This is a genomic window from Pseudomonas sp. 1L-C-7-B-C1, assembly GCF_057291635.1.
On the sequence record NZ_JBXAWH010000008.1, the window covers coordinates 207,139 to 229,888 of the forward strand.

Consider the following 22,750-nt stretch of genomic DNA (forward strand, 5'->3'; position numbering starts at 1 on the left):
GTACCTCGATCTCACCGGAGCACCTCAGTGGCCACTACGGCTCGCCCTGTTCCTCTGAGGCATCGCCAATCCACCGTAAGCCCCAGTTAAATAATCATGACTCAGTGCTGGGTGATAGTAGGGATCGCTATAGCCTTCCACGCTCCAGCGCTCCATGAAGTTTTGCTGTTCTCGCCGCGCTCTTGACCTTCTCTCAGCGCTCGCATCCTTCCCACGGCTCGCCGATTCAGCATGAATAAGTTTTGCAAACGCTGTCCAGATCAGGTTCAGGCCTGACTGCTGAATGCGCAGACAAAAATCGACATCGTTAAACGCGACAGGGAATGCTTTTTCATCCAGTCCGCCTAGCTCCTCGAAATCCGATTTGCGAACCAGCAAGCAAGCCGCCGTCACCGCGCTTTGGCGTCGAGTAAGTTGATTCGTCGCGAGGTACCCAGCATCGTTTTCCTCTAGGTTGTTGCCCGTGTGTGCAGCCAGGCCATTGATGCCCACCACCACACCGCCGTGCTGAACCATGCGGTTCGGCCAGAGCAGTTTCGCCCCCACCGCACCTACCTTGTCGCGCAGCAATTGACTGACCATTTCCTTCAGCCACCCCGATTCGATGATCTCGATGTCGTTGTTGACCAGGCCAATGATTTCCCCTGAGGCGTGCTCGACTGCGCGGTTGTTGATTGTCGAGTAATTGAACGGATGCGGATGCGGAAGCACCTTCACGCCTTGGGTTGGCAGGTAGCGCAGGTACTCCAGCGCAGCCGGGTCGCTGGACTGGTTGTCGACAACAATGATTTCCAGATACGGGTAATCGGTGTTGTTGAGCAGCCCCTCAATGCACGTCCGAAGCAACCCCACCTGGTCGCGCGTAGGCACGATGAGGCTGACCCGGGGCAGGGTGAGCGGCAGAGGCCAATGGGCGCGGAGCAGTGCGGGAAACTGGGACAACGCTTTCACAGTTGCGCCTGGTACAAGCGATTGGCATAGCCAGGCGATCGCTTGGTGACGATCCATTGATGGCCATGCCTGCTCCGGGCTGGAAGGCGCACGATGGTCCCTGTGATAGATGACTTGCGGCAAATGCACAACCGTCGCTTCGAGCTTTTCGGTGGCGAGCACGATGCCTGCGATCAAAAAGTCCCAATTCAACGATTGCAGTTCACTTGCGGGTGCAAGCAGGGACAGCGCAGCCTGGATGATGTCCGTGCTGAAAATCGCCCCGGGCGTGAAGATGTCCACACCAATGAAGAAGTCGACATCCCACAGTGGTTTGAGCCATGGCAGGCTCCGCTCTCCGTTGGGGCCATCGCGGTCACAGTCGGCATATGCCCAGGCGACGTTGTCATCGAGCAGACCGGTCAAATGATCAAGTGCTTGGCTGGCAAGACGGTCGCCGGCTCTAAGTGGGACAACGCAATCGCAGCCCGCTTTCAACAGTTCGTTCAGGGCGGGCAGCAGATTGTCTGCGGACGTTCTGGCGACTTGAAAGGGTGTGATTTTGTGCGCGCGCAGACTCGCCAGGCTGACGCTTTCAAGGGTCATATCCCCTTCGCTGAGCAAGAGCACGCCTGGCTTTTTTTTCTGAGGCTGAGGGTTTCGCGGAGGGGTGTACTGAAAGACTTCGAACCACTGCGGGTAGTGCTTGAAACCTGCGCTTTTCGGCGAGCGCAGTGTTTGCTCTTTCGCCACGCTGTTTAGCAACGCGAGTGTCTGCTCATCGGGGCCATGGGAATCATGCTGTTTCAGCAGACCTTCAAGGCCCTCCGGCCAACAGCACAGTTTTATAGGACTTCCAGAGAGCTCATGCCCCATGTCGTTTTCAATGTGCAGCGTGTGGGGTTTGCCGTCGGCCAAATCCCATGGCAAATCAAGAGTGAATCCGTGGTCGCTGGTAGAGCGATATACGAGCGCCTGGTGGTGAGTGTCACAAGACGCTCGTTCCAGCACGCTGTCGTCCTCACGAACGGTGATCTGGACATGCCGCTGTGGTGCGTCAGGGTCCCACGACCATCCGCTCAACCGCAAACCGCCGCTGTGCCACACTTGCGAGGCGACGGGGGCGGGTTCTTTGCTTGGCGCGGCGGGCAGCAGAAGGTCACCACTGAGATGGACTTCCCGGTTAGCGATACGCGCAGTGATGTGTCGTGCGTCGGCTAGCCAGCTTTTTCGCAGCTGTACGCCAAAGCCATGGAACTGGTCGCCGAGGTCTGCATTGGGTTCGAATTGATCTGCGCGCGTGAGCGCGACGCAGGCTCCGTCAACCATTACTTCGATGACCAAGCGCTCATCCGGGTCGGCCATGTTAAGTGCCCAGCCTTGCAGCACGTCTCCATAGAGTCCCGTGATAGCGCCACGCATTGAGCTGTGGTTGACCTGCGCGCTGGGGGCAGGCTTGGTTACGACTTCTTCTGACATTATGCCCGGCTCAGTGAAAGGGGAAGTTGATTGATCGACAAAGCACCGGCATCACGGGAAACCGATCCGGGCACTGCGTAAAGCGGCAGCCCAAGCATTGTTGCCAGCTCCGGGGCTTTCCATCCGGCCCCGGGATCCTTATCGAGGCTCAGGGCGCCTTGGCAGTCGACGAGGTTGAGGCACTCAGCCTGATCGAGCCCCTGAACCTCGGGTAAAGCATGAACTGCGCCAGTGGCCAGCAATGCTTTAAGCCAGGGCCCGTCGCCGAGTGCGATCAACATAACGTTGAGGCGCAGCCGGGTAAGCCTGCGCGCCAGATCAATCCATTGGCCTGCGACCTCGGCATTGCGCAGTTCATCGGCAATCAGCAACACCCGCGGGGCTTTTTTGTTGGGCCGCGCGTTCCTGGGTTTTTTGCTGTCGACAGTGATGCTGGCGTTAGGCAGAGCATCGGCATACCGGGCTCGCAGCGTTTTCCACGGCACGACAACGCTCGTCGCTCGCCCGGCGAACTCACACCAGTCACGAGAGGCTGCTTGATCCAGCAACTCATCGTCCTGGCACAAGATGTGGTACGGTTTTTCCAGCGTGGCTGCCAGCGCTAAAAGTTCTTTCGGGCAGGCAGTGAGCTGTCGATACACGATCTCGTCCAGCGGAAGCTTGCGCAAGTCGTTGATCAAGTCGCCAGCCTCGGCGGGCAGTCGGTACTCGAGGCTAAGCAGCAAAGGCTGCAATTCCGCCTGCAGTTTCACAACCGTTTGGCTGCCCTCAAAATGCCAAGTGAGACCCAACGGCGTCTTAAAGGACGCGTCCCTGTGGATTTGCAACTGCCGTAACCCGGTCAACGGGTGCGCGTTGGCAGGGGCATCCACCATCGACGCAGCCAGTTGCCCAAGTCGTGCGCGCTGGAGCGCTTGGCGCGGGAATTTGAGCGGATCGCGGACGCAGAAATCCTGATAGCGCGCGGAAGCATTCGGGTAACGGCGCTTGAGAATGGCGTTGTTGTGCGCAACGCGAAGCGACTTCTCTTCACCGAATGAAATGCCTCCCTGGTGGGCGACGAAGACATTCGGTGCGCCCATATGGCGCCAGCCCAAGGAGCGAGCCCGCAGGCACCAGTCGGTTTCCTCACCGTAGCCGCGCATCAGGTGGACTTCATCGAGGTAGCCCGCTTCATCGATGGCATCGCGCTTGATGTAAAGGCAGAAACCGCATCCGGTTTCGATCTCCACGGCCGGGCTGTCGGTGACTCGGGCCATCTCGTCAAGTCCGGCCTGCTCCTGGGCAGTGGGCATCGTGTGGCTTACCCGGCTTACCGGGAAGCTCATCAGTTCGCCGTTGTTGGTGAATGGCGTGACGGAGGCGATGTCTTTTGCGCTGTACGCTACAGCACGTAAACGATCCAGCCAGTTGCCGTGCACACGGGTATCGGCGTTAAGCCACACAACATCGCGCTCCGGGCTCAGCGCCATGCCTCGGTTCACATTACGGATAAAACCCAGGTTGGTGGCGTGCTCAATGTGTTCGATGTCACCTGTAGCCGCCAGGTCCCTGAGCGCCTGACGCAATACCGGATTCGGAGTTGCATCGTTCAGAACGACTACACGGTGGGCTGTGCGGTTGAACTCACGGCTGCGCAGCACGCTGTGCAGGCACTCGAGTGTTTCTTCCAGGCCGTCATAAACTGGCACCAGTATGTCAACAGGTTCGAGGCGAGCTGCGTTTTTGCCAACGGGCGCCGGGGAAACAAACACCGGCAAGTTGGAAAGAGGGCTTCCGCTCAACGGGGTGCCGTCCTCGAATCGGACATGGAGCGTCTTTGCCGGGTCTTTGATCTGCAGCCGGAACGCACCGTGATCCAGGCACAGTCCTGAGTGAGTCAATAGCGGATGGGGATGCTCAGCAACGCATTCATGAAGTTCATCTTGAGCGTGGACGGACACACGGACAGGACTTTCTGGCGACTTGAGATTGATCGCCCAGCCCGAGACTTCACAACGCTCGGCATCGTACTGCGCGACTCCAAGGAAACTGGAAGCGCCTGCTTGCTTCGCCAGCAGACCGGCGATCAGTTGCAACTCTTGCGCGTCGTTGATTTCAGGGAGGAGGGCGAGTATCAGCTTGCGCAGCTTCTCGGGCGACTCAGTCCGACTGCGTGCCTGCCAGAGCATCGAGCGCAATGCGGCGTCGGTGGGGTTTTTTTTCCAGGCGGCGTTCAGTAATCGCGTCGCCAACACGGGTTTTCCGAGGGCTAATACGACACGCCCGGTTAATGCCTGGATGTCTGCCCGTTTCGGTAGCCAGGCGGCCGCTGAGCTGAGGTAGAGAAATGCCTGATGCAGCTGGTGTTGCTGCATGGCGCCGATGCCTTTCCAAATCAAGGCTTCGGATCGGTATTCGGGGGTTTGGAGCGCTTTTTCCAGAAAAAAAATGGCCCGGTCCGACTCGCCATTTTGACGAGCGAGCTGGAATTTTTCCATGAGCGTGCCTGGCTCAAGGTCAAGTTGGGTAGAAGTGGCCATTGGCTGATTCACAGATAAATAAAGAGGGGCGCCCGCGAGGGAGCCCCTTTTTTTGAAAACCCCCGGCCTTTCGGCCGAAGGTATTCGGGGTGACTAAGGAGCGGTGAGTTAGACCGAACCAGGTACAACTACAACGTTGGTGATGTGAGCTTGTGCATCAGCAGAACCGACGATGTCGATGGCCACTTGAGATTGCGACACACCGTTGTCCAGAGCGGTCAGCCAGAACGCTTTGCCGCCTACATCGTTTGCGTCGTTGTCACGACCCAAAGCGTTGGTGTAGAGGGAGTTCACGAACTCGACGTTAGCGTGGTCAGCGGCTTCGCTCGAAGTGATGATCCCGGAAGCGATGTCAGTACGGCTGGTGCCATTGGCCAGGGCGTCAACCCAGAAGTCCAGACCAGTGGTGTCTGCAGTACGACCCAGAGCGGACTCATACAGACCGTTTACGAAGGCAGTATCAGTGATGGTAGTGCCTTGATCTTCAGCCGATGCAGCGATGCTAGCGGTAACTTGAGCCAGGCTCTGACCATTGGCAACAGCGTTCGACCAGAAGTCCTGACCAGCTTGGTCAGCGCCAGTGCCGGTGTTCAGCAGGTTGTTGTACAGGCTGTCCAGGTAGTTATCGACGAGGACGTCTTTGTACTCGGCAGAGTTGACAACGACATCAGCCAGCGAATCGGCGCTAACGCCGTTGTCGTGGGCTGTGGTGAAGAACTCAGCGCCGCCAGCATCGACGTCGCGACCCAGCAGGCCTTCGTACAGACGCAGAACTGCAGCATCGTCAGCGTTGTCAGCGATAGCCAGAGTCTGGTTGTCGGTGAAGGTCAGGAATTCAGCGTGGGTAACGCTGGTGGTCTGCTCGTCACCGTTCAGGATCAGAGTCGAGCCCGACTGAGTAACAGTGAAGTCAGCACGTGCGCCACCGATCACAACAGTGTCGAAACCTGTGCCAGCATCGATGGTGTTGGCAACGCCAGCGCCAGTGATGATGGTGTCGTTACCTGCACCAGTGGTGATGAAGTTAACGCCAGCGCCGCCGATGACGGTGTCGTTGCCGCCGCCAGTGGTGATTACGTCGTTGCCGTCACCGCCGTCAACAGTCACGTTTGCATCGCCAGTTACGGTGATGTTGTCGTTGCCGTTGCCACCAACGATGATTTTGTCAGCGCCAGCAGTAGTAGCCAGGGTCGCAGTCACGCCAACATCGCTTTGGATGATGAATACGGAAGCGTCAGCAACGGCTTTCAGGTCAACAGTGATCTGAGGAGCAGCGGCGCGTGCCAGGGTGTTCACGTCTGCCGAGATGGTGACGACGTCCGGAGTCACACCTTCTTGACCAGTCACAACACCAGTAGTTGCATCGAAAGATGCTACTGCTACGGTGGTGCTAGCGGTATCGAGGTTCAGCAGGGAGCTGATGGCCGCGATGGTGGAGTCGGAGATCGACGGGTTGGCTGCCAGCGAGGAGGACAGGTCTGCTGCTGTTACCGGAGTATCATATTGCAATGCCATGAGTCATATTCCTGATGTGTCAGGCCAATTGGCCGATGTTGCTATCTGTCTGCGTAATCGCAGGTTTTTCCCTGAGAGACTTATGGCGGAGAGCGTTGATCTCGGTGACGGGAGTAATTGAAAGCTGTAAAGCAACCAGCGGCTCACTGCCACTGGGTCCAAAAAGCATCTGTTCTGCGACGATAGGCTGGGGCGAAGCGCCCGCAAACACGACGTAGCCAGTCAATTCATATTGGGAACGATCAGGGCCGGTCAGCCCGAAGCCAACCGCGGTCAGTGATGCGTTCTTATTGCGGGCCCCTGTGAAGCTGCCCGTCAGCACCTTCTGACTGGGGCCTGCGCCGGCGATAGTGCTGGTGTAAGCCAGATCAACGCCCGCAGGTTTGTTATCCCAGTGAACAGAAAAGCCTTCCAGTGGTTCGCTACTGCGCGCGTCACCCAGACATTCATCCACTACGGAAATGTCGCCAGCTTTTCCTACATGGCCGGTCAGCTTCAGCACGGCCCGGACAGCCGTCGTGCGTGAGAAAGCCACGGCCTCTGGGGTCGGAGTCGCTGGCAGGAAATTGCGCATAATTGCCGGAGAAGTATCGATGCGGTCAATGCGCAAATCGACAGGGTCGACGGCGACGTCGGCCAGATAGTATTCGGTAATTAAGACGGTTGTTACCGCGCCCTTGACCCGCCCGATGATGCAGTCGCCGAGCTTGGTTAGCATGTTCTTGGACACGCCTTCCGCAGGAAAGAAATCAATGACGCCCTTGCCGAGCGGCGCTTGCTGCAAGGCAATGCAGACGCTGCGCTCTGCAATGGGCTGGGAGGCGTAGCGAAAGATATACATCCCGGGCTCAAGCAGAGTTACGCGGGAGGTAATTTTCAAGCCATCTAATGTTTGCGACTGCACTCAATAAGTTTCCTTCTTATCCCGAGCTGACAGCAGTTGAGAGTCTCAATCCAATCAACTCACTCCAGATACCGTGCAACTTAATGGCGTACTGGTGGCATTTGCCGAGAGCTGAGACTAATGGATCCAACGAAAATGTCAATTCATTGGTAGGAAATTTCCTCAGATGAGGTAAGAACATCCCTGCAGGCATAGTGATATGGATTCACTGATTTGTGGGGACCGTTGGTCAGCTCAAAGGTGGGAAGGCTGAGCAGTCGTTTCGACGACGGTAGCCGGCAGCGATGAGGCGATATTTCCATATCATGACCGATCGTCGTTTGGTGCTAAAGAAATAGATGAAACGGCCGATGCTACTGTCGGCGTGGGCCGTTATAGCCCGTCCTAGAGCGCTTGCGCCATGGAAAAAGAGCTAGAAGAATATCTCGAATGAGCGCGTGCCTGATGGGGGTTTCTGATGCGATTCTGCGCGCCCGCCGCGCCTACGCTGCTACGGCATCGCTGGCCGGCTGACTCGGTTCCCATGTTTTTATCATTTGCCAGATCCTCCAAATGAGGGCTGAGTGGCATGGTGTTATGAGGGCAGCAAGCGACATTAATGAGGCAATAACTACGCATATTAAAGCCGTTGCTGACCACTCGTGCGGAGTTCAGAAGTTGTATAAGGAAATATCTCGAAATTATAAGAAGGGCAATTAGGCGCTTCCGGCAAGTTGCGAATCCATGGAGGAATCTGTAACGCCCGGGCTAGGCAGGTAGTTCCCTTTCTAACAAAAGTTTCATGAAATCTGCCCGGCGGGCGCATTTTTGATGGCCCTTTAATGCTGTCCGGGCGCGATGCCGATGGTACACTCAGCCGCTTTCGCAGCCCCATCTCATCAGTAATGGATTCCATGAGTCGCTCACACGAAAACAATCTGCAAGCTGCCCTCAGGGCTTGTAAAGGCAGCTTCCTCTCCGTCGGTTTCTTCAGCTTCTTCGTGAACACGTTGATGCTGGTCCCCACCTTTTACATGATTCAGGTTTCTGGCCGCGTAGTGCCCAGCAGCAGTACATCCACGTTGGTCATGTTGACCCTTATCCTGACCTTACTAATGGCGACGCTTGGCTCTCTAGAGTGGGTGAGGTCAAGGATCATGGTCCGCATCAGCAACCGCTTGGACGTGCTACTGAGCCGTGATGTCTATAGAGCTAGCTTCAAGAGGGCGCTCGCCAGTGGCGGGATGGACGCTTCGGCCCAATCATTGAATGATTTGACTTCGCTGAGGCAGTTCCTGACTGGAAATGGGCTCTTCGCGTTGTTCGATGCGCCTTGGTTGCCCATCTACACAGCGGTCATGTTCCTGTTCCACCCCTGGTTTGGCTGGATGACTGTCGGTGCTGCGGTGGTATTGATAGCACTGGCGTACCTTACTCACCGGTATACCAGCAACGCACTGGCCGAAGCCAACAAGCAGAGTCTTACCGCGAATCTGCATACCACCAAGAGCTTGCGCAACGCTGAGGTGATCGAATCCATGGGGATGCTCGACACTCTGATGGGACGTTGGGCGGTCCGACAGCGTCGTGTGCTCGTCTTGCAATCCGATGCCAGCGACAAGAGCGGTGTCATCAGTTCTATCTCCAAGACTTTCCGTAACTGGGCCCAGTCTATGATGCTCGCGGCGGGTGCGTACCTGGTCATCACCCACGAGATCAATCCTGGACTGATGATGGCCGGTTCTTTGCTGCTGGGCCGTGCGCTGTCACCCATTGATCAGATGATCGGCAGCTGGAAGGGCTTCGTCGCTGCGCGCATGCAATATCAACGTCTGAACGATACGCTTGAAAAGCTTCACTCCGAGCCTCAGCGCATGTCCTTACCGAATCCAGAAGGGCATGTGCAAGTTGAGAACTTGGTTGTCGCCCCGCCAGGCGCCAAAGCGCCAGTCATACGCAACGTTAGCTTCGTGGCACCAGCGGGCAGCATCGTTGGGATTGTCGGCCCAAGCGCAGCGGGGAAATCAACGCTGGCCCGTGCGCTGCTCGGCATCTGGCCGCCGCAGCACGGCACGGTGCGTCTGGACGGCGCGGACATCAGTTCCTGGGACAAGCAAGAACTCGGTCCGCACCTCGGCTATCTGCCTCAGGATATCGAGCTTTTTGAAGGTAGCATCAGCGACAACATTGCCCGGTTCGCTAAGGTCGATCCGGAACAAGTGGTGTTGGCGGCCCGCATCGCGGGCGTGCATGAAATGATTCTTCAGTTGCCGAGCGGTTATGACACCGTGATTGGCAGCGAGGGGGTCAACCTGTCAGGTGGTCAACGTCAGCGAATCGGTCTTGCCCGTGCGGTGTATGGCAGCCCTCGGCTGATTGTGCTCGACGAGCCGAACTCCAACCTTGATGAAGTCGGCGAACGTGCACTTGGCGTGGCTCTGCAAAAAATCAAGGAAACCGGTGCAACGGTGTTCATTATCTCCCACCGGCCGAACATCCTGTCCCGACTGGATCGCGTCATGGTCTTGAACGCGGGCACCCTTTCCATGTATGGCGCCCGTGACCAAGTCATTGCGGAACTGGCTCAACAACAGGCCAAGGCTCAAGCCCAGGCACAAGGTCAGGCTCACCCGCGTGTGGCAGCGGCACCGCCAGCCGCGCCCGCAGCAGCACCGACGGCATCAGGTGAAGAACAGCCAAGCGCTTGAAAGGAATTCATGAATGACCAGCAACACCGTGACCGTGCTTGAAGAAAATACTGCCGATATGCCGACATCCGATCGGGGTATCCGGCGGGTAGGGATGACAATTGTTCTGGTGACCTTTGGCCTGTTCGGCACGTGGGCCGCCTTTGCACCATTGGGCAACGCTGTCTACGGGACCGGTATTGTCACCGTTCAGAGCTACCGCAAAACGGTGCAGCATTTGGAAGGCGGCATCGTTAAAGAACTGCTCGCTCGAGACGGGGATACCGTGCATAAGGGCGATCCTTTGATTGTGCTTGATGATGGCCAGCTGAGTTCCGAATACGAATCCACCCGCAATCAGCTCATCACGGCGCGCGCCAAAGAAGCCCGCCTGCGCGCCGAGCGTGATGATTTGCCTGCTATTCCCGCATTGGTCATCGACGGTGTCGAGAGCGATCGCGCGCGCGAGGCTATTAATGGCGAAGCGCAGGTGTTCCGTTCGCGGCACGATGCGCGGTTGGGCGAGATCTCGGTGCAGAAGGAGCGGATTGGCCAGTTGAAGCAACAAATCATTGGCCTCAACGACATGATCGGCACCAAGGTCAATCTTGAGAAGTCCTACACCCGCGAGATCACCGAGCTCAAGGATCTGCTGCGCCAGGGTTTCGTCGATAACCAGCGTCTGCTGGAGCAAGAACGTAAGCTGGACATGCTTAAGTCAGAGGTCGCTGACCACCAATCGACGATCACCAAAACGCGTCTGCAGATCAACGAAACCGAGATGCAGATTGTTCAGACCAACCAGAAATTCAGCTCCGATGTCGCCAAGGACCTGAGTGATGTGCAGGCCCAGGTCTTTGACCTGCAAGAAAAGGCAACTGCGCTTAAAGATCGTTTGTCTCGCATCGTTATTCGCGCGCCCGAGGACGGAATGGTACTCGACATGAAGGTCCACACCATCGGTGGGGTTGTCAGTGCGGCTACCCCATTGCTCGACATCGTGCCTGAGTCTTCAGAGTTGGTGGTCGAGGCTCATGTTGGTACGAACGACATTGACCGCATTACTGTCGGCAAGCTCACAGATATCCGTTTCAGCGCCTTCAACAGCGCGACGACGCCGGTAATTCAGGGCGAAGTAACACGAATCTCTGCTGACCGCCTGATGGATGAGAAGTCCGGAGAGGGTTACTACTTGGTACGGGTGAAGCTTACGGAAGAGGGAAAGACACGTTTGGGAGATCGCCGTTTGCAACCGGGCATGCCTGCTGAGGTGTTGATCAACGCTGGTAGCCGAACCATGCTGCAGTACCTCTTGAAGCCCGCCAACAACATGTTCGCCAAGTCGATGATCGAGGAATGACAGTGGTCCGTTTTCTTCCCGGTCTGTTCCTCGGTTTGTTCGCACTAAACGCTAATGCAGCGCAGCCTGAGGCTCCGCAACAGGTCAGCGCTTTGACCTATTCGCTCGACCTGATGACCCTTTACAAAGAGTCGCGACTCGAAGACCCCCGCATCCTTTCTGCCTACGCACACGCCCGGTCGGCCAAGCAGCAGGAGCGTGAAGCTTTCGGTGGATTGCTGCCGCAGGTCTCGGCGAGCAGCAACATCAACCGGATTCTGCGCAAGGACGAACAATCGCGAGAAATCTACGACAACAAAAGCTATGGGCTGAACCTCAGTCAATTTATTTACAACAAGGAAGCGTGGGAGCGGTATCAGAAGGCCAAGAGCGTCACGCTGCAGAAGGCGTCGCAGTCCGAGGACTCGCAGGCCGAAGCGACGGTGGATCTGGCCAAGCGATACTTCGCCGCTCTCGCAGCCGATGATGCGCTGGAGCTGGTTTCCGCTGAGCGGCGCGCCACCCAAGGCAGCCTTGATCGCGTCAACGCCATGTATGCCAAGCAGATGGCCAAGATCACCGACATGCTGGATCTCAAAGCCCGGGTGGACTCATTGCTGGCCCAGGAGATTGAAGCGCGCAATCAGGTGCGTTTGTCGCGGGAAGGGCTGTCGGAGATTGTGGGTCGCCCGATCAATGATCGCTTGAGCCGGATCCGTAACGACATCGCGCTGGAAGCACCGACGCTGCCGCTCGACGCCTGGATTGCCCAGGCGCTCGACAGCAACCCGCGACTCAAAGCCTATGAAAGCAATCTAGCGGCGGCCGATGCCGCAGTGCGTGAGGGCAAGGGTGGGCACTATCCCTCGCTCAGTTTCAACCTCGGGGCTTCGCAAAGTGACGTCGGCTACGACAACACCCTGACCCCGCGCAGTGACAGCTACGTCGCAACCATCGGCCTGAAAGTACCGATCTACAGCGGCGGCTCGACCTCAGCGCGGGTGAGTGGGCTTTATGACGAGCAATACGCGGCCGAGCAGGATCTTGAAGGGGTTCGCCGGCAAGTGGTGAAGGAAACCACTAACGCCTATCTCACTGCTCAATCTGCCGTGGACAAGATTCGCGCGGGGCAGAACGCGTTGTCTTCGGCCAAGCAATCGAGCATCGCGGCGCAAAAAGCCTTTAGCTATGGGATCGTAAACGCCGTCGACGTCCTGACCTCAGTGCAGAACGAATTCAAGGCGCGCAGCGATCTACTGAAATCGCAGTACGACTTCATCACCAATCTGTTCATCCTGAATCGCTGGGCCGGCAAGCTGTCGCAAGAGAGCGTTGCCAGCGTGAACGTTTGGCTGGGCGGCGATGATTCGGAAGCGCTAAAGGACTTGAATAATTCAGCCCCCAGTAACACCAAAGCAACCCCTAAGTAACCTGCAGCGACTTACGCCTTGGGGTGTGCCGCCAACACTTTGCGGTACACCGCCAGGGTCTGCCGCGCGCATTCTTCCCAAGTAAACTGACGGGCGCGCTCCAGCCCTATTTCAACTCGCTCGGTTCTGAGCGCATCGTTGCTCAATACGTCGAGCATGGCCGCCGAAATGCTTGCAGCATCCAGCGGGTCGACCGCCCAGGCGGCATTGCCGGTGACTTCCGGCAGGGACGTAGTGTTCGACGCAATAACCGGACACTGGGCCGCGAATGCTTCGATCACCGGCAAGCCAAACCCTTCGTATAAAGACGCGAACACCAATGCGCCGGCGCTCTGGAGCAGTGCGAACACGTCGGATTGCGGCAGGTAGCTGAGCCAGCGTCCTTCGCCCTTTGCTTCCAGCGCCTTCAGCTGCGGAATCAGATCCTCGTTGGCCCAGCCGTCACGTCCCACCACAATCAGCGGATGCTCTTTGCGCACTGTCTCCGGCAGCGCGTTGAACGCCTCCAGCACTTTCGGCAGATTCTTGCGCGGCTGCAGCGTGCCGATGAACAGGAAGAAACCGGGTTTGATCTGATGCTTGTCCAGCACAGCGTCTCGGGTTTCGAGGGGAATGCGCTCGAAGTAGACCGGGTCCACGCCAAGGGGCGTCACGCTGATTTTCTCGGGGGCAATCCCCATGTGCGTGACCAGATCCTGCTTGCTGTGTTCGGAGATGGTGATCAGGTGTTCGGCGCTGTGAACGCTTCGCGCGAACAGCCAACCCTTGAGGGTTTTGAGGTTCTGCCTGATCCATTCCGGATGAATCAGCGGAATAGCGTCCATGACTGTGGCAATCACGGGCACGCCGCTGATGCGCGGGATCTGGTGATCGGAGGCGTGGACGATGTCGACATCGCGAGCGATGGCGGAAGAGTTGGGCAGCGGCAGGCCGAGCAAGCCGCTCGCCAGCACTTGAATGCGGAAATCAGCCGAGAGCATCTTGGGTACGCCGCACGCCAGTTCCGGCAGATTGCGGCCGAACGCATAAGGCTTGATGGCGATGCCTGACTCTTCGCTTTGTTTGAGCGCTTCCATCGCCTGCCACAAAGAGCGGGTGTACACGCCGATCCCATCGAGATGACCGGCACGTTCACACAGTGCCCAGACGGTGCAGCTCAAACCAATATCCATACGCGTTTCCAAACCAACTCGGCGGGTCACAAAAAATAAGTTCGCGAGACTACCACGCGTACGCTCGCTAAGCATTTCTCAAATGCCAGATCGTCTGGCACCCACGGTTGAACGGCACCGCGTGACAGGCCCGACCTGTAAATGATGCATAAGAGCTTGTATTCTCCGTCGCTTGGCAAGGAGCGATATCGCTCGGATTCAGGATTCATCCCGACTAACGCGGGAGTGTCTATGCCACAACCTCACGCCGCGCCACGAGGGCGTTGCGGATCGATCAAGGTAGATAATTCGCGTGAAGATCCTAGTTACTGGCGGCGCAGGCTTCATCGGCTCAGCAGTCGTACGGCACATCATTGCCAACACCACCGATTCGGTCGTCAACGTCGACAAGCTGACTTACGCGGGTAACCTCGAGTCGCTGCAGACGGTCGACAAAAACGAGCGTTATGCCTTCGAGCACGTCGACATCTGCAACCGCGAAGACCTGGATCGCGTATTCCGCGAGCATCAGCCGGATGCCGTGATGCACTTGGCGGCCGAGTCCCATGTTGACCGCTCCATCAGCGGGCCGTCCGAGTTCATTCAGACCAACATCATCGGCACTTACGTGTTGCTTGAAGCCGCACGCGGTTATTGGTCAGCGCTGGACGAGAGCCGGAAATCCGTTTTCCGTTTTCACCACATTTCAACCGACGAAGTGTACGGCGATCTCCATGGGCCGGAAGATCTCTTCACCGAAACCACCCCGTATCAGCCAAGCTCGCCCTACTCAGCGAGCAAGGCGAGCTCTGACCACCTCGTCCGTGCTTGGGCGCGCACCTATGGCCTGCCGACGCTGGTGACGAACTGCTCGAACAACTACGGGCCGTTCCACTTCCCCGAGAAACTGATCCCGTTGGTCATTCTCAACGCGCTGGAAGGCAAGCCGCTGCCGATCTACGGCAAAGGCGACCAGATCCGCGACTGGCTGTTCGTCGAAGATCACGCCCGTGCGCTCTACAAAGTCGTTACCGAAGGCGAAGTGGGCGAGACCTACAATATCGGCGGTCACAACGAGAAACAGAACATCGAAGTCGTGCGCACCGTTTGTGCATTGCTCGACGAATTGCGTCCTGATTCAGCGTTCCGTCCTCACGTTGAGCTGCTGACTTATGTTCAAGACCGTCCGGGCCACGATCTGCGCTATGCGATCGACGCCAGCAAAATTCAGCGTGAGCTAGGCTGGGTTCCCGAAGAAACCTTCGAATCCGGGATCCGTAAGACCGTGCAGTGGTACCTCGATAACCCTGAGTGGGTTTCGCACGTTAAAAGCGGCAGCTACCAGCAGTGGATCGACAAGAACTACGCAGAGCGCGAAGACAAAGAATGAAAATCCTCCTGCTCGGTAAAAACGGCCAGGTCGGCTGGGAGCTGCAACGCGCCTTGAGTGTGTTGGGTGAAGTGATTGCACTTGATCGCCATCCGGCCGCCACTCCCTACGGCACGCTGGTGGGCGACTTGTCGGACCTCGCCGGTCTGCGCGAAGCCATCCGTAGCGTGTCGCCGCAGGTCATCGTCAATGCTGCTGCTTACACTGCAGTGGACAAAGCCGAAAGCGAGCGCGAACTGGCACACCCCATCAACGCATTGGCGAGCCAGGTGATGGCCGAAGAAGCCAAGCGTCTCGACGCGCTGCTGGTGCATTACTCGACCGACTACGTGTTCGACGGCAGTGGCATGAAGCCGTGGAAAGAGACCGACGCCGTCGCGCCGGTCAATTACTACGGCGCCACCAAGCTGGAAGGCGAGCAGTTGATTGTCGCTTCGCGCTGCAAGCACCTGATATTCCGCACCAGCTGGGTGTATGCGGCACGGGGCAACAACTTTGCCAAAACCATGCTGCGACTGGCCAAGGATCGCGCTTCCCTGAAGGTGATTGCCGATCAGATCGGCGTGCCGACAGGCGCTGATCTGTTGGCGGACGTGGCCGTTGCGGCCTTGCAGAAAACCCTGATGAATCCGGAGCTGTGCGGCATCTACCACCTGGCGCCAACAGGTGAAACGTCTTGGCACGCCTACGCGAGTTACGTTATCGATTTCGCGCGCGCCAACGGTGAAGTGCTGGCGGTGGAGACGATCAATCCGATTCCGACCACCGACTACCCGACACCCGCCAGCCGTCCGTTGAATTCCCGTCTTGCGACGGACAAGCTTCGCGATACCTTTTCTCTACACTTGCCGGATTGGCAAAGTGGCGTAACCCGCATGCTTATGGAAGCTCTCAATAAATGAACACGACCAATCGTAAAGGAATCATTCTGGCCGGCGGTTCGGGCACACGTCTGCACCCGCTGACCCTGGGCGTTTCCAAGCAGATGCTGCCGATCTATGACAAACCGATGATTTTCTACCCGCTGTCGGTTCTGATGCTGGCCGGGATGCGCGAGATACTGATCATCTCCACGCCAGAAGACTTGCCCAGCTTCCGCAAGTTGCTCGGCGATGGCAGTCAATACGGCATTGAACTGACCTACGCCGAACAGCCTAGCCCGGATGGCCTCGCCCAAGCCTTTATCATTGGCGAAGAGTTCATCGGCAAAGACCCATGCTGCCTGATCCTGGGCGACAACATCTTCTACGGCCAACACTTCTCGGACAATCTGCGCGCTGCGTGCGAGCAGACGGAAGGCGCCACCGTGTTCGGTTATCACGTCAACGATCCGGAGCGTTTTGGTGTGGTTGAGTTCGACAAGGACGGCCGCGCACTGAGCATCGAAGAAAAACCCGCCGAACCGAAGTCCAGCTACGCAGTGACTGGCTTGTACTTCTACGATAATCAGGTCGTCGGGATCGCCAAAAACATCAAGCCGTCCGAACGTGGCGAGCTGGAAATCACTGACGTAAACCGCGCTTATCTTGAGCAGAAAAGCCTGACAGTGCAGATGCTCGGGCGCGGCTTTGCCTGGCTCGACACCGGTACTCATGAGTCGCTCCTCGAGGCCAGCCACTTCGTTCACACCATCGAACAGCGCCAAGGCTGGAAGGTGGCGTGTCTGGAAGAGATCGGTTATGCCAACGGCTGGATTTCCGCCGAAGTTCTGGCGGCACAGGCCGAGAAGTTGAAGAAAACAGGCTACGGCCAGTACCTGCGCGGGCTGCTGGACGGTCAGCCGCGCTAACGTATCGGCAATATCTACGTGTGGGCGGCCAAGGGGTAGCCCACGCGTACCGATAGAGCTGACGGCGCGTTCGCGCTACCTTTATTCGAATACGTCTGCGCCAGTGAGACTGACCGCTTGCTGATCTTTGCCCGAGAGACTCGGTGCATGGTCCAGCGGCCAGTCGATTGCTATTGTCGGATCGTTCCAGGCGAGGCTGCGCTCATGCTCAGGCGCCCAGTAGTCGGTGGTTTTGTAAACGAACTCCGCCACTTCGGACAGCACCACAAACCCATGGGCGAACCCTTCCGGAACCCATAGCTGCTTCTTGTTCTCTGCGCTCAGGTGAATGCCCACCCACCGGCCAAAGGTAGGAGAACGCCTGCGCAAGTCGACCGCGACGTCGAACACCTCTCCACTGATCACACGCACCAGCTTGCCCTGAGGCTGCTTGACTTGATAGTGCAGCCCGCGAAGCACGCCCTTGACCGAGCGCGAATGGTTGTCCTGAACAAAACTCACTTGGCGTCCGAGTACCTCTTCGAAAACTTTATGATTGAAACTCTCGAAGAAAAATCCACGTTCGTCGCCAAACACCTTGGGCTCAAAAACCATCACATCGGAGATGGCGAGTGGGGTCGCGTGCATGTTTTCTTTATCTCTCATAAGAACGGCGAATAGAACATGCGGCACACTTTAACCGCACTGAGTGCGGTCGTCATCGGCCAGGATGTTGTGGGTAATCAGCCTGGCTGGTTAGCTTGATACAGACCGGTCCTGAGGTCGTCATGATCTCACCGCGCCATTGCGTTTCCTGCCCCAACCCCTCACCATCGCTTTCCGTTATCCATTGCCCGATGGACTAGACAAATTGGCAGCACGCTCGGCTCAAAAGCGCCCTGGATTATGGTTGCTTCTGGCGCTTGCACTGACGTGCACGGCGTGTGTCGGCTATCTGAACGCGGATTGGGATTTTTCGCTGATCAGCCGTCGTGCCGAAGCGTTGTATGGGCCCTTGGGCGCCGGCAAGCAGCGCATCGATGCCTGGCAGAACCTGCTGGCGACCGAGAAGCAGGTCAGCGAGCTCGACAAGCTGAAGGTCGTGAATCTGTTCTTCAACAAGCAGATGCGCTACGCCGAGGACATCGACCTGTGGCACGAGGTCGATTACTGGGCGACCCCGGTCGAGTCGCTGATCAAGGGCGCGGGGGATTGTGAGGATTATGCGATCGCCAAGTATTTCAGCCTGCGCCGCTTGGGTGTGCCCAGCGAGAAGCTGCTGATCACCTACGTCAAGGCGCTGCGCCTGAACCGCGCACACATGGTGCTGACCTATTATTCGAGCCCGAACGCCATGCCGCTGGTGCTCGACAGCCTGATCGACGACATCAAACCTGCCAGCCAACGAACGGACCTGTTGCCGGTGTATGCCTTCAACGCTGAAGGACTGTGGCTGCCTGGCGCGCAGGGCAACAAGAAAGTGAGCGACACCAAACGTCTGTCCCGGTGGCAGGACGTGCTGAAAAAAATGACTGCAGAAGGCTTCCCCACCGAGCCCGAGAATTAGGAGTACTGATGTCTCTGTTCAAACAGCTGTTGATCGCGATCTGTCTGTTCATGGTGGTTGCCTTTGCGGGGAGTTTTGTCGTCAGCCTGGAAAGCTCGCGGGCGCAGTACGTCAATCAGTTGCGCTCCCACGCCCAAGACGCCGCGACCTCGCTAGCGCTGTCGCTGACGTCCAATATCGACGACCCGGCGATGGTCGAGCTGATGGTGGCGTCGATCTTCGACAGCGGTTACTACGCGAGCATCCGGGTGGTGGACCTGGCGAGTGGCGACGCGATCGTCGAGCGCAGTGCGACGCCGGACAATCAGGGTGTGCCGCAGTGGTTCATCAACGCCATCGGGCTTGAGCCCGCAGGCGGCGAGGCGATTGTCAGCCGTGGCTGGCAGCAGACGGCGCGGGTTGAGGTGGTGAGCCACCCGATGTTCGCGCTGGCCAAGTTGTGGCAGAGCGCGCTGGGCAGCCTGGGGTGGTTGTTGGTGTGCGGCGTGGTCAGTGCGATTCTGGGCGCGATGTTGTTGCGCCGGCAGCTCAAGCCGCTGGATTACATGGTGGCGCAGTCCCAGGCGATTGGTCGTCGCGAGTTTCTCGTTCTGCCCGAACTGCCGCGCACGCCGGAGCTGCGCCGGGTGGTGCAGGCGATGAACCAGATGGTCGAGAAGCTCAAGGCGCTGTTTCAGGAAAGCACCGAGCGCAGTGAGAAGCTGCGTATCGAGTCGTATCAGGACAGCCTGACCGGGCTGTCAAACCGCCGTTATTTCGACATGCAGCTCAAAATGCACGTGAGCAATCCGGAAGAGGAGCTTGCAGGGCACCTGCTGCTGTTACGGGTTCAGGATCTTGCCGGGCTCAACCTGCGCCTTGGTGGCAAGCGCACTGATGCATTACTTGTCGCGGTGGCGCAGCTACTCGTTAGCCACTGTGAGAAGTACCCCAAGATCCGCCACCTGATCAGTCGTTCTCGGGGCGGCGAGTTTGCAGTGCTTGCGCCGGGGATGGGGCGAGCGGAAACGCTGGAGCTGGTTGAGGATCTTGAGAAAGCTCTCAAAGACCTTGGCGCAAGAGGGGTTTCTGACATTTCTCCTGTGGCACATATGGGCTTGGCAGCTTACATACCGGGGGAGGCGACGCTCACCTTGCTAGGCCTTGCGGATCAGGCTTTGTCGCTGGCTGAAACCCAGGGTGAGCAAACCTGGAGTTATGCCGAGAACGGTGCAGTCGTTAGTGCCGGTGATGACCAGCACACGTGGCATCGCGTGCTTGATCAGGCGCTCACTGAGGGTGGCTTTAAGCTTTTTTTCCAGCCAGTCGTCAGGACGAGCGATATCACTCGGGTGATGCATTACAAAGTACTTTCCCGATTGGTCGATGAGCAGGGCCAGGCAATTCCGGCTGGACGCTTCCTACCGTGGATCGAGCGATTTGGTTGGTCCAGTCGCCTGGACTTGTGGGTGTTGCGCAACGTGCTGTCGGATCTACGCCAGCATGACCGGTCCCTGGCCTTGAACCTTTCCGCCGCTACGCTGGCCGATGCGCGAGCGCTTGAAGACATCTTCGACTTGTTGCGACAGCATGCAAAGCTCGGCCCCCGCCTGACCTTTGAAATCGGCGAAGAGCAGTTACCTGAACAATCAGTGCTGGAGCAGCTTACCCGACGGCTTCACGCACATGGCTTTTCGCTGGCACTACAACGATTCGGCGGGCGCTTCAGCATGATCGGGAATCTGGCGCATCTGGGCCTGGCTTATCTGAAGATCGACGGAAGCTACATTCGCTCCATTGACGAGGAAAGCCACAAGCGTCTGTTCATAGAAGCGGTGCAACGTGCCGCGCATAGTATCGATCTACCTCTAATTGCCGAGCGAGTAGAAACCGAGGGCGAACGTCAGGTGATTGCTGAAATGGGTATCGAGGGCGTGCAAGGGCGACTTGTGGGTAATCCGGCGCCATGGGAGTGAATGATCCCGGCCTGCTGTAGCCGGGATATAAAGCGCTTAGTTCAATGGGTTGGCTTGGGATTCGACAAAAACGAAACGGCTGTTTAGCCAATAGCTGGCGATGGCAACAACGAATACGGACGCGACGACACCGTACATGTAGTTGATATCGAAGAAGCGCGTGTAATACACGCACGTCCACGAAATGGCCAACCCTACCGTGCTCACCGTCAGGAACTTTAAGTAAACCTTCAATTCCTTGCGCGCCTTGAAGGTCCACATAGAGTTCATCAGGTACGAAAATGCGTTGGCGCATAAAAACGCGATCGCATTGGCAAGTGGCGGTTCGACCGCTGCCTGTTCTACCAGCAGATAGACCGCTGCGATATGAATACCGGTGTTGAGCAGGCCCACCATCGCAAATTTGATGAATTTATGCAGGTCGCCATTAGTCGTCATGTTTTTGCGCCTTGCGGTTTCGGACCGAGCGAATGACATACGGCGGACGGTTCTTGGACTCCAGATAAGTCCTGCCGACATACTCGCCCAGAACTCCCAGGCCCATCATCTGTAACCCTGACATGAACAGCATCATTGAGGCCAACGATGCGTAGCCCGGTACGTCGGCGCCGAACATCAGAGTGGTGATGACGATGAAGCCGCCGTACATGAAAGACAGTAATGCGACCCCGAATCCGATGTAGGTCCAGATCTTCAATGGAGCGATGGAGAAGGATGTAATGCCTTCGAGCGCCAGATTCCAGAGCTTCCAACCTGAAAACTTAGTGGTGCCGAGTGCGCGTTCTGGACGGGTGTAATTGACAGTAGTGGTGCGAAAGCCTGCCCAGGCGAACAGGCCTTTCATGAACCTGCGGGTTTCAGGAAGAGAGCACAGAACGTCCACAACACGTCGGTCCATGAGACGGAAATCGCCAACATCGTTAGGGATTTCAACGTCGGACAGACGATTAATTACTTTGTAGAAAGCCCTGGCGGTCATGCGCTTGAGCGCGCCATCACTGGATCGGTCGATGCGTTTGGCGAGGACGACGTCAAAGCCACTTTCCCAGAGCACCAGCATCTCGGCCAACAGCTCGGGCGGGTCTTGCAAGTCGGCATCCAGCGGTATAACCGCGGCGCCTCGAGCTCTCTCGAGCCCTGCCGACAGGGCGGCCTCTTTACCAAAGTTGCGCGACAGATCGACGATCACCAGTGAGACGTTATAGGGCCGACTGGCTTCAAGCACATCAAGCGTCGCATCGCTGCTACCATCGTTAACCGCGATAACTTCCCAGTCGTACAGCTCGTGATTGACGCATCGACCGATCTCTTCGAGCGTCGCCGCAACATTATCTTCCTCGTTGTAGAAAGGAATAATGATCGAGACCAGTTTCCTCTGAGGCTTGCTGACGGGGGAGGATTGGGCATCCTCGGGCGCTAGTGACAACCCTTGTGGTTGCTGGACATGGGAATATTGAGTTGCAGCGCCGCTGGACTGCGAGTTTGAAGCAATAATTTCGGCGTTTACGCTCTCATTCGTCGTTGTGTCCGTGCCACCTGCCATGCTCATTTCGTCCTGTTAGTGTAGATGTTTCTCAATACATCGTTGGGCCCTGAAAACTTTCGGACCCTCCCTAAAATTTTGGCGCATAGCCTACCATGCCTTGGCCGTGATCGGCCGCAGAGCGGACGCGGATAAGGGTGTAGTCGAAATCGGGCATGCACTTTGTTGCAGAAACGTATTTACGGTACGGTGGCCTTCAGATCAGCCGTTGTTCATCATCATTGATCAAGTCGCTCAGGCCGCCCAGTGTTTCCCGGGCCTGGGTACGATCCATCAATTTCGCCTGTGCGGCGGGGGGGAGGTCGGTGATGTTGAGGATACCCTTACTGGTCAGGACCTGAATCAAGTCGTCCAGCACCCGGATCATGTCCATGTCGCTGGACTTGAGCTGGATCAGGCTCTTCTCGACCACTTCGTTGGCAAACCAGGCTTGCACCTGATGGTCATCGGGCGGCAGTTGCTCGCTCGCTTCGGCAAAGGCCGTCGCTTCCACGCGAACTAGCGTTCCATCGGCATCGCGCTGAACGTAAAACATGGCTCATTCCTCAGGGAGTAACTGCGCTGACAACCGTCAGGGACGGCTGCCAGCAC

General features: G+C 57.4%; 17 protein-coding genes. 8 read left to right on the plus strand and 9 right to left on the minus strand.

Annotated features, from left to right (window positions below; genetic code table 11):
* Nucleotides 1-24: 24 nt before the first annotated feature.
* From AC0Z8Z_RS14555 to AC0Z8Z_RS14570, 4 genes are all read right to left on the minus strand, one after another.
* On the minus strand, nucleotides 25-2,409 hold the full coding sequence (locus AC0Z8Z_RS14555; RefSeq protein WP_485619563.1) for a glycosyltransferase family 2 protein: 2,385 nt from the start codon (nucleotides 2,407-2,409) through the stop codon (nucleotides 25-27).
* On the minus strand, nucleotides 2,409-4,889 hold the full coding sequence (locus AC0Z8Z_RS14560; RefSeq protein ID WP_485619564.1) for a glycosyltransferase: 2,481 nt from the start codon (nucleotides 4,887-4,889) through the stop codon (nucleotides 2,409-2,411). The genes AC0Z8Z_RS14555 and AC0Z8Z_RS14560 overlap by 1 nt, the downstream gene beginning before the upstream one ends.
* A 150-nt stretch (nucleotides 4,890-5,039) precedes the next feature.
* Entirely contained in the window at nucleotides 5,040-6,446 is a 1,407-nt protein-coding gene (locus tag AC0Z8Z_RS14565; RefSeq protein ID WP_485619565.1) for a DUF4214 domain-containing protein, read from the minus strand.
* A gap of 19 nt (nucleotides 6,447-6,465) precedes the next feature.
* Nucleotides 6,466-7,287 (minus strand): hypothetical protein, encoded by an 822-nt coding sequence (locus AC0Z8Z_RS14570; protein WP_485619611.1) that lies wholly within the window; start codon nucleotides 7,285-7,287, stop codon nucleotides 6,466-6,468.
* Nucleotides 7,288-8,243: 956 nt separating this feature from the next.
* On the opposite strand from AC0Z8Z_RS14570, the gene AC0Z8Z_RS14575 reads away from it, so the two are divergent.
* Genes AC0Z8Z_RS14575 through AC0Z8Z_RS14585 form a run of 3 tightly spaced genes read left to right on the plus strand, consistent with a single transcriptional unit; the run spans nucleotide 8,244 to nucleotide 12,785 of the window.
* On the plus strand, nucleotides 8,244-10,037 hold the full coding sequence (locus tag AC0Z8Z_RS14575) for a type I secretion system permease/ATPase (RefSeq protein ID WP_485619566.1): 1,794 nt from the start codon (nucleotides 8,244-8,246) through the stop codon (nucleotides 10,035-10,037).
* A gap of 13 nt (nucleotides 10,038-10,050) precedes the next feature.
* Nucleotides 10,051-11,376 carry an HlyD family type I secretion periplasmic adaptor subunit gene (locus AC0Z8Z_RS14580; protein ID WP_485619567.1) on the plus strand — a complete coding sequence of 442 codons (1,326 nt, stop codon included), beginning with the start codon at nucleotides 10,051-10,053 and terminating at the stop codon, nucleotides 11,374-11,376.
* Nucleotides 11,373-12,785 carry a TolC family outer membrane protein gene (locus tag AC0Z8Z_RS14585; protein WP_485619568.1) on the plus strand — a complete coding sequence of 471 codons (1,413 nt, stop codon included), beginning with the start codon at nucleotides 11,373-11,375 and terminating at the stop codon, nucleotides 12,783-12,785. The genes AC0Z8Z_RS14580 and AC0Z8Z_RS14585 overlap by 4 nt, the downstream gene beginning before the upstream one ends.
* Nucleotides 12,786-12,796: 11 nt before the next feature.
* Here AC0Z8Z_RS14585 and AC0Z8Z_RS14590 read toward each other — a convergent pair whose 3' ends face one another.
* A complete protein-coding gene (locus AC0Z8Z_RS14590; protein ID WP_485619569.1) occupies nucleotides 12,797-13,957 on the minus strand; it encodes a glycosyltransferase family 4 protein in 1,161 nt (386 codons plus the stop codon).
* A 292-nt stretch (nucleotides 13,958-14,249) separates the two neighbouring features.
* On the opposite strand from AC0Z8Z_RS14590, the gene rfbB reads away from it, so the two are divergent.
* From rfbB to rfbA, 3 genes are read left to right on the plus strand one after another with little or no spacing between them, the layout of a single operon-like run.
* The gene (gene rfbB / locus AC0Z8Z_RS14595; protein ID WP_485619570.1) at nucleotides 14,250-15,326 is read left to right on the plus strand and encodes a dTDP-glucose 4,6-dehydratase; all 1,077 of its coding nucleotides are present in this window, start codon (nucleotides 14,250-14,252) and stop codon (nucleotides 15,324-15,326) included.
* A complete protein-coding gene (rfbD, locus tag AC0Z8Z_RS14600) occupies nucleotides 15,323-16,228 on the plus strand; it encodes a dTDP-4-dehydrorhamnose reductase (protein WP_485619571.1) in 906 nt (301 codons plus the stop codon). Before rfbB ends, rfbD begins: the two co-directional genes overlap by 4 nt.
* Nucleotides 16,225-17,115: a glucose-1-phosphate thymidylyltransferase RfbA gene (rfbA, locus tag AC0Z8Z_RS14605; RefSeq protein WP_485619572.1), complete on the plus strand. Its 891-nt coding sequence runs from the start codon at nucleotides 16,225-16,227 to the stop codon at nucleotides 17,113-17,115. The genes rfbD and rfbA overlap by 4 nt, the downstream gene beginning before the upstream one ends.
* 81 nt (nucleotides 17,116-17,196) lie before the next feature.
* Here the strand turns inward: rfbA and rfbC are convergent, their stop codons facing one another.
* Nucleotides 17,197-17,742, minus strand: coding sequence for a dTDP-4-dehydrorhamnose 3,5-epimerase (gene rfbC / locus AC0Z8Z_RS14610; protein WP_485619573.1), 546 nt, complete (start codon nucleotides 17,740-17,742; stop codon nucleotides 17,197-17,199).
* A gap of 223 nt (nucleotides 17,743-17,965) precedes the next feature.
* On the opposite strand from rfbC, the gene lapG reads away from it, so the two are divergent.
* Both lapG and lapD read left to right on the plus strand, forming a co-directional pair.
* On the plus strand, nucleotides 17,966-18,661 hold the full coding sequence (lapG, locus tag AC0Z8Z_RS14615) for a cysteine protease LapG (protein WP_485619574.1): 696 nt from the start codon (nucleotides 17,966-17,968) through the stop codon (nucleotides 18,659-18,661).
* A gap of 8 nt (nucleotides 18,662-18,669) precedes the next feature.
* A complete protein-coding gene (gene lapD, locus AC0Z8Z_RS14620; RefSeq protein ID WP_485619575.1) occupies nucleotides 18,670-20,616 on the plus strand; it encodes a cyclic di-GMP receptor LapD in 1,947 nt (648 codons plus the stop codon).
* Between the two features lie 36 nt (nucleotides 20,617-20,652).
* Here the strand turns inward: lapD and AC0Z8Z_RS14625 are convergent, their stop codons facing one another.
* The 3 genes from AC0Z8Z_RS14625 to AC0Z8Z_RS14635 form a co-directional block, all read right to left on the minus strand.
* Nucleotides 20,653-21,054: a GtrA family protein gene (locus AC0Z8Z_RS14625; RefSeq protein WP_485619576.1), complete on the minus strand. Its 402-nt coding sequence runs from the start codon at nucleotides 21,052-21,054 to the stop codon at nucleotides 20,653-20,655.
* The gene (locus AC0Z8Z_RS14630; RefSeq protein WP_485619577.1) at nucleotides 21,044-22,159 is read right to left on the minus strand and encodes a glycosyltransferase family 2 protein; all 1,116 of its coding nucleotides are present in this window, start codon (nucleotides 22,157-22,159) and stop codon (nucleotides 21,044-21,046) included. The genes AC0Z8Z_RS14625 and AC0Z8Z_RS14630 overlap by 11 nt, the downstream gene beginning before the upstream one ends.
* A 196-nt stretch (nucleotides 22,160-22,355) precedes the next feature.
* Nucleotides 22,356-22,694: a tryptophan synthase subunit beta gene (locus tag AC0Z8Z_RS14635; RefSeq protein ID WP_122536948.1), complete on the minus strand. Its 339-nt coding sequence runs from the start codon at nucleotides 22,692-22,694 to the stop codon at nucleotides 22,356-22,358.
* Nucleotides 22,695-22,750 lie beyond the last annotated feature (56 nt).

Coding starts and splice junctions, on each gene's coding strand:
- AC0Z8Z_RS14555 (WP_485619563.1), bottom strand. CDS start 2,409: ATGTCAGAAGAAGTCGTAACCAAGCCTGCCCCCAGCGCGCAGGTCAAC.
- AC0Z8Z_RS14560 (WP_485619564.1), bottom strand. CDS start 4,889: ATGGAAAAATTCCAGCTCGCTCGTCAAAATGGCGAGTCGGACCGGGCC.
- AC0Z8Z_RS14565 (WP_485619565.1), bottom strand. CDS start 6,446: ATGGCATTGCAATATGATACTCCGGTAACAGCAGCAGACCTGTCCTCC.
- AC0Z8Z_RS14570 (WP_485619611.1), bottom strand. CDS start 7,287: ATGTATATCTTTCGCTACGCCTCCCAGCCCATTGCAGAGCGCAGCGTC.
- AC0Z8Z_RS14575 (WP_485619566.1), top strand. CDS start 8,244: ATGAGTCGCTCACACGAAAACAATCTGCAAGCTGCCCTCAGGGCTTGT.
- AC0Z8Z_RS14580 (WP_485619567.1), top strand. CDS start 10,051: ATGACCAGCAACACCGTGACCGTGCTTGAAGAAAATACTGCCGATATG.
- AC0Z8Z_RS14585 (WP_485619568.1), top strand. CDS start 11,373: ATGACAGTGGTCCGTTTTCTTCCCGGTCTGTTCCTCGGTTTGTTCGCA.
- AC0Z8Z_RS14590 (WP_485619569.1), bottom strand. CDS start 13,957: ATGGATATTGGTTTGAGCTGCACCGTCTGGGCACTGTGTGAACGTGCC.
- rfbD (WP_485619571.1), top strand. CDS start 15,323: ATGAAAATCCTCCTGCTCGGTAAAAACGGCCAGGTCGGCTGGGAGCTG.
- rfbA (WP_485619572.1), top strand. CDS start 16,225: ATGAACACGACCAATCGTAAAGGAATCATTCTGGCCGGCGGTTCGGGC.
- rfbC (WP_485619573.1), bottom strand. CDS start 17,742: ATGCACGCGACCCCACTCGCCATCTCCGATGTGATGGTTTTTGAGCCC.
- lapD (WP_485619575.1), top strand. CDS start 18,670: ATGTCTCTGTTCAAACAGCTGTTGATCGCGATCTGTCTGTTCATGGTG.
- AC0Z8Z_RS14625 (WP_485619576.1), bottom strand. CDS start 21,054: ATGACGACTAATGGCGACCTGCATAAATTCATCAAATTTGCGATGGTG.
- AC0Z8Z_RS14630 (WP_485619577.1), bottom strand. CDS start 22,159: ATGGCAGGTGGCACGGACACAACGACGAATGAGAGCGTAAACGCCGAA.
- AC0Z8Z_RS14635 (WP_122536948.1), bottom strand. CDS start 22,694: ATGTTTTACGTTCAGCGCGATGCCGATGGAACGCTAGTTCGCGTGGAA.